Source organism: Neptunomonas sp. (assembly GCF_016744175.1).
In the GTDB taxonomy this organism is placed as follows: Bacteria; Pseudomonadota; Gammaproteobacteria; order Pseudomonadales; family Balneatricaceae; genus Neptunomonas.
In genome coordinates this window covers 22075-28561 of the sequence record NZ_JADGEV010000049.1, presented here as the reverse complement: position 1 = coordinate 28561, position 6487 = coordinate 22075, and the positions used below count along the sequence as shown (strand labels likewise).

At 44.3% G+C, this 6487-nt stretch carries 6 protein-coding genes; 1 reads left to right on the top strand and 5 read right to left on the bottom strand.

Translation table 11 applies throughout. The features are described from left to right. The 4 genes from QZZ55_RS17010 to QZZ55_RS16995 form a co-directional block, all read right to left on the bottom strand. Positions 1–212: hypothetical protein (locus QZZ55_RS17010; RefSeq protein WP_293268623.1), on the bottom strand; the 212-nt coding region annotated here is incomplete at its 3' end. A gap of 313 nt (positions 213–525) precedes the next feature. Further along, complete coding sequence (locus tag QZZ55_RS17005) at positions 526–1212, bottom strand: response regulator transcription factor (protein WP_293268622.1); 687 nt, start codon at positions 1210–1212, stop codon at positions 526–528. Between the two features lie 12 nt (positions 1213–1224). After that, positions 1225–3003 (bottom strand): HAMP domain-containing sensor histidine kinase, encoded by a 1779-nt coding sequence (locus QZZ55_RS17000; RefSeq protein WP_293268621.1) that lies wholly within the window; start codon positions 3001–3003, stop codon positions 1225–1227. 30 nt (positions 3004–3033) lie between these two features. After that, complete coding sequence (locus QZZ55_RS16995; protein WP_293268620.1) at positions 3034–4380, bottom strand: VWA domain-containing protein; 1347 nt, start codon at positions 4378–4380, stop codon at positions 3034–3036. Between the two features lie 231 nt (positions 4381–4611). Between QZZ55_RS16995 and QZZ55_RS16990 the strand changes: the two genes are divergently transcribed. Then, positions 4612–5814: a DEAD/DEAH box helicase gene (locus QZZ55_RS16990; protein ID WP_293268619.1), complete on the top strand. Its 1203-nt coding sequence runs from the start codon at positions 4612–4614 to the stop codon at positions 5812–5814. A 66-nt stretch (positions 5815–5880) separates the two neighbouring features. On the opposite strand, the gene QZZ55_RS16985 is transcribed toward QZZ55_RS16990, so the two are convergent. Next, positions 5881–6429: a class I SAM-dependent methyltransferase gene (locus tag QZZ55_RS16985; RefSeq protein WP_293268618.1), complete on the bottom strand. Its 549-nt coding sequence runs from the start codon at positions 6427–6429 to the stop codon at positions 5881–5883. Positions 6430–6487 lie beyond the last annotated feature (58 nt).

Below are 6487 nucleotides of genomic sequence, written 5' to 3'. Positions count from 1 at the left end.
AAAAATGGAATGAAAGTTTCAGGAGTAAGCCAAAAGACTGTATTAGTAACTAAGTCATTTACAGGGCTAAGCCCAAGAGGCTTTAACACACCAAGCCAAATAAAAACGGTTGCTAAAGAGTAACTAAGAAGAATCTGCCCATGCTTATGCATCCATTCAGCTGCTCTTTTATCACAGCGCCCCAAAGAAAAGCTTCCTACCTTGAATTCCACACGAATATCCTTACACGCTTAACCGCTTATTCAGGAACCTATGGTTGACTATCACTTTAGCACCCTATTTCGGCCCCATGTAACGATCACGTAAGTATTAATTTAAGATGATTCAAAGGGATAGAAGAGCTTAGGTAGGCGTAAGTATTGTAAAAAAGAGCCCATCCGTTGCTCAATACATTCAATCCCTTTACTAGGATCATATATCGTTAGTCATAAAGATCAATAACTTAGTGATTTACTCTCTTACTAACGATAACAGTGAGCAAAAGGGTAGGTCTAATTTTCATAACTAGGTTTATCTTTCTCAACACTAGTTATCAAATCGATAACCTATTCCATGCACAGTACTAATAATTCGGGGCTCTTTGGCATTGAGCTCGATAATCTTACGTAGCTTCGAGATATGCTGATCTAGCGTCCTACTGTTAGCAAAATAGTCCCGTCCCCAACAATGATTGAACAACGCATCGCGATCCACGACCTTGCCGCGCTGCTCAAATAAAAGTCGCAGTATTTTCAAATCTCTCAGGCTTAATTCAATCACTTGATTATCGCGCAGTGCACGTAATTCTGATGGCCTGATTTGAAGGTCATCCATAACAAAACTGTCATTTTCAGTTGTGCCAGCAACGGGCCGCAACGCTCTTCGTGCTACGGCTCGAATCCTGGCGATAACTTCGCGACTACCAAAAGGCTTTTTAATGTAATCATCAGCGCCTAGTTCAAGCCCTAATACCTGATCTATCTCTTCTGATTTTGCGGTAATAAAGATCACCGGCAATTGTTCATTATGCTGTCGAATACGCCGGCAAACCGCATAACCGTCTTGTTTAGGCATCATGATATCTAACAACACCAAATCAGGTTCATGCTGCAAGTACAATTGCCACGCCTGATCTCCATCAGCCGCTGCTATACACTCATAGCCTTCAGACTCAAGTAGCGTTGCCAGCCCCTGACGGATATGCAAATCATCTTCTGCAATAAGCAATTTCATAATACTTCTCGTTTAATCATCAAATTTGGTGGCCACCCTTGTAGGTAAAGTAACGGGCGTAACCAAACTCAGTAAAAAACTAGCTCCCGATTTAACCTCGGTTTGGGGTACCTGTTCCACTATGAGGTCCCCCTGATGAGCCCTAGCCAAGTCACGTGCCAGCCCCAGCCCGATGCCAGTACCACTGACTCCCTCTGTGAGCTTTTCACTGCCACGGTAAAATGGCTCGAACAACTTTGCAGAATCACTTGCGGGCACTCCGGGGCCAAAATCACTGACCCGAATATAACTATTTAGAGTACCTGACACCTCTGATTGCCAGCTACTGATATTCACAAACTGCCCATCAGATGCATATTTTTCACAGTTACTCAGCAGGTTATTTAGTATTTGTTCTAATGCTTCACTATCAAAATGGCATAAATGGCTCGCCTGTCCCGTAAAACGTATCCTTAAGTTTCGCGTACTTAGTATCGGTGTAAACAACTCAACCACTTGCGCTATACAGATATCAACAACACTTTGTTGATATCTAATACTCGCACCTTCACGCTTCAACCGCGAAAAGCTCAATACATTCTCAATCAGCCGTGACAACCGTCCGGCTTCACTGCCAATAACTCCCAGATAACGTTGTGCAATCACATCGTCATCTGCCAACTCTTGCTCTAGCATTTCTGTATATAAGCGCACATTGGTTAGCGGTGTTTTTAGCTCATGAGAAACCTGATTAACAAAGTTGACTCGTTGTTCTGCCACCCTCAGTTCTCGGCTATGCTCTCGATATAAAAGGTAAGCAAGCGCTGATAAGCCTGTGGCCAAAAAGAGTAACAATGCGACCAAACCCAGCCAACCCGTTATCACCGCAGGTAGTTCAGCTGCATAATAATTAAGGTGCCAACTCGCTAAAGGGTGGCTCAAAGGCGATGTTTGCAGCGGTTTAATCGCTGGGTCATTCCCCTCTCGCCCCCAGCTATAGGAAAGCTCTCCTTGGTCATTTATCAAGCGAATTTCACTATCTACTTCCTCAGCTGCGGCTATATCAGAACCAACAGCACTAGAAGGCAACACGTTAATCAAATCCGATAAAAGCCTTGATGAGTTCAGAGCAAAACCTACCGTATTACCGTCGCTGTCTTGTAACCAGAAGATCTGTTGCAAACCCGTTTCAGCGTACCAAGCAATCCACCCATGCGGGCTTTCTGATGTACGCTCTTCTGCGGGTTGCGATATCGCCGGAGATGAAACATCTGCACTGTATCGAGATTTTTTAGATACCGAATCACTCAACTGAGCGCTTTGTAGCTCATCACCGCCCGATCCCGAATAACGCGGGCTAGTAACACTCTGCAAAGGGATTGGATCCAAAACAGGCATAGTAAAGCGCTCGGGGGCCTTCAACAGATTGCGCGTTAACTCCACAAAGTCTTGTTCTTGCTGATTCAATGGCTGGTGTTGAGGGGGAAACCGTCTATCCCCTGCTTTGGATAATACAAAGATTTGCTTTACGACAGCCGACTGTCCAATGACACGCCTTACGCTTTCAACGTTATATTGCCCTTCTGTTTCTCTCTGTAAAGCTCGTGCTTGGAGGATAAACCGCTGTTGCAATAGAAAGAAATGCTCCTGAAATTGCTGGTCAATACTTTGCAACTGACTGGTTACCAGGTTACTGAGTTGATGAGCGGCAACCTGTTGCTGGTCCTGTTGAAAACGAACTCCAAACCAAGCCAGCAACAAAAGTGGCAGAGTAATAATGACAGCTAGAATTAGCGGTGTTCGTCTTTTCACAGGTATATTCCGATAGCCTACTTATATGTATTAATACGTTTGTTGAGTAGCTCGTTTATACTGTCGTGCTTTTAACTCTTTACGTTGCTTGTTCCAATCTTGTTCTGTTTCCAGTGCATCCGCATCTTTCAGTGCTTCTTCTTTTTGCTCTTGTAAACGAGGAGAGCTCAGCGATTGTGCCTGAGAGCCCAGATATGAGGCACTATCCTGCAGAATCTTTTTCGCACCTTCTAAGTCACCACTATCTCTGGCTTCAATTGCATCACGGCTAAATTCATTAGCAATCTGCTCAACCGCTGCTTCCAGCGCCTTATCGTTTCGGGCCGCTTTAACTTCCTGTTGCGAACGGCTAAACCGAGCAACACTTTGGCCTGTTAAGCTTTCTTGGTTTTGAGTAAATAAATTATTGTAGCTGACATTGACCGCCACCAGCTCAAGTTCTGTTTCAGCTTGCTGCTTTGGAACTTCAACCTCAAGAATAACGAATTTCTCCTGCTCGCTATATAGCTGGTTTAATCGGGTGGTTACACGGTTACCAATGATTTCACTCTCACGCCCCAACAACCGAATGGGCTTCACGCCGTTTCGGCATCGAATTTCAATATTAACGCCCTGAGCCACTACTGAAAGCACGTCACCAAATTCATATTGAAAAACAGAAGCAAGGTCTTCCGCATTCTCAACAAATGCATGATTACCATCACTAAAGCCTGCTAAACGGGTCATCAAGTCTTCGTTATAACCAAGCCCCAACCCTATGGTGGTGACACTAATGCCTTCTTTCGCCAGTGAAGCACCCAGCTCGCCCAATTCAGAAGCAGACTGGGGGCCTACATTGGCTAAACCATCGGACATCAAGATAACCCGGTTTACTTTATTACGGCTTAGAAACTTACGTAACTCGTTAGCCCCTTTGCTAACACCGGCAAACAGTGCGGTATTACCATTGGCACGTATGTTACGAATCGCATTATAAATGGCTTGATGATTACGTACTTGAGTCGCAGGTACCACCACCTGTACTTTAGAATCGTAGCTGACCACAGAAACAATATCTCGCTCATCAAGACGTTTAATCGCCATAATGGCCGCTTCGCGGGCATACTTGATTTTATCGCCACCCATTGAACCGGATTTATCCAATACAATGGCTACATTGGCAGGGATTCTTGCTTGTTTATCCTGTTGCTTAAAACCTTCCAAAGACACTTTTATAAAAGCCCTGTGACTTTGCTCGGCCTCCATCACTGGGGTAGCCAGATTAATACTCAAATTCACCTGATTAGCCTGAGCCAATGCGGGTAACAAGCTCAGTAAAGCAAATCCGAATGTCCGTAAAAATCGTCTTAGCATAGGGTTATCTGATTGAGTGTTCATGATGAAGTTCCTTAATTGTGAGTATAGTGGATCAACGCCACCGCTGTATTTACTCTACGTACAACAAGACAGGAAAAAGTCAGATAAAGTTATCAACTTTGTAAGAAATTTGTAAAACGCTAAAAACAACACACCGCACGACCTCCCTGCAGCAGGAATCAACGTACCGCAACCCGTACCCTTACTGCTATACTGCGCCCTACTTCCCTATGATGACCTACCTGAGCCTCTATGCCATTTATAAACCTTGGATTGTGTAATTCTATTGTCAAAGCTATTGAAGACTCGGGTTATACAACCCCGACACCTATCCAGAAACAAGCTATTCCCATCATTCTTTCTGGTAAAGATCTCATTGCCACAGCTCAAACTGGTACAGGGAAAACCGCCGCGTTTGTTCTACCGATTTTAGAATCATTTAACAAAGAGCGTAAATTGCGTGGCAAACGCATTCGGGCGCTTATTCTTACCCCTACGCGTGAATTAGCCGTTCAGGTTGCTGCTAATGTTGCACAGTACAGCAAGCACCTCAATCTTAGCTCTCTGGCTATATATGGCGGTGTTGATTCTGAAGCTCAAAAGCAGCGTTTAATCGAAGGCATTGATATTTTAGTCGCCACGCCGGGTAGGTTGCTTGACCTAGCACATCAGCGAGCACTGCACTTTGATGAGCTTGAAGTACTGGTGTTAGATGAAGCCGACAGAATGGTAGATATGGGCTTTGTCGATGACATCCATAAGATCATTGAACGCTTACCCGATGCCCGCCAGAACCTTTTGTTTTCGGCCACAATGACCGACGAAGTTCGTGCCCTTGCCTATGATTTTTCTGATAGCAAAATGAGCAACCCCGCTATTGAAATATCGACGTCACCGAAGGCCACAACAGCACCCGATATAAACCAGTGGTTAATCACGGTAGATAAAGATACCAAGTCAGCATTGCTGAGCCATTTAATAAATGATCAAAAGTGGGATCAGGCACTCATTTTTATCGAGAAAAAACACGGTGCCGCCAAACTGGTCGCGCAACTTGCAAAACGCGGTATTGAAGCGGAAGCTATTCATGGTGATAAAAGCCAAGCCATGCGCGAAAAGATCTTGGCCGACTTTAAATCAGGCAAACTCAAATATTTAGTTGCTACAGGGGTTGCAGCACGCGGTATCGATATTGGTGAGCTCTCTCGCGTTGTTAATTACGACCTCCCCTTTAAGCCAGAAGAATATATCCATCGCATTGGTCGAACTGGTCGTGCAGGTGCCACAGGTGAAGCCATCTCATTTGTTTCAATGGGTGATTTTAAAAACCTCTGTGCCATTGAAAGCCGTTTAGACCATATAATTACCCGAAAAGAAATTGAGGGTTTTCCAGTTAGAAAAGTAGTCCCCGTTTCAATTTTGAATTATGTACGTAAAAGCAAAGCACCCCGCTAAAACTTAGCCAATAAAAAGAGACGCGCAATAGCGCGTCCAACATAAAATTTTATAGATAACTCTTCATTACCAAGAACACGTTGACCGCCACTCATAAACGTAAACCGGCGTGTGATAGACATCGTTAAGCCTAGTAACTGTTATCGGTTGGCACGAAGGTAAAGCGAATGTGTTACTCACAATGAGAATGTCCTGAAATAGTTCGCGCTGCAGTTTCTCATGCAGAGCAACCATGCCTTCAGGAAAAAGATAACAGAATAAAATAGAAGCCTTACTGAAGTCTGCTTTCGTAAAATCTTTACGATAAATTGTAAGGTTATCCAAGCGTAGGCTGTATTTACGAATGAGTGAAACCAGCCATGGAAACCATGATAGTTCGTAGCCTATCACTTGATGGCGGGGGTGCTCGCGGGCTAGAGCAATGACAAGCGTTCCCCAACCACAACCAAGATCAACTAAAGGACCATCTACAGGGTTGTTACCGGCAGCAAGCATAGCTCGACAAGCCTTACCCGAGCTCATCATGGGGGAAATACCCGTTTGCAGCGTACTCCAAACAATGGATAAGCCAACCACAAGGACAAAAATAAGAAGTAGTAGCTCAAGAACAAGCATATTAACGAGGGGGCCGCATCTGTTGAAATTTCATTACTTTATTCACACCTAATACCAT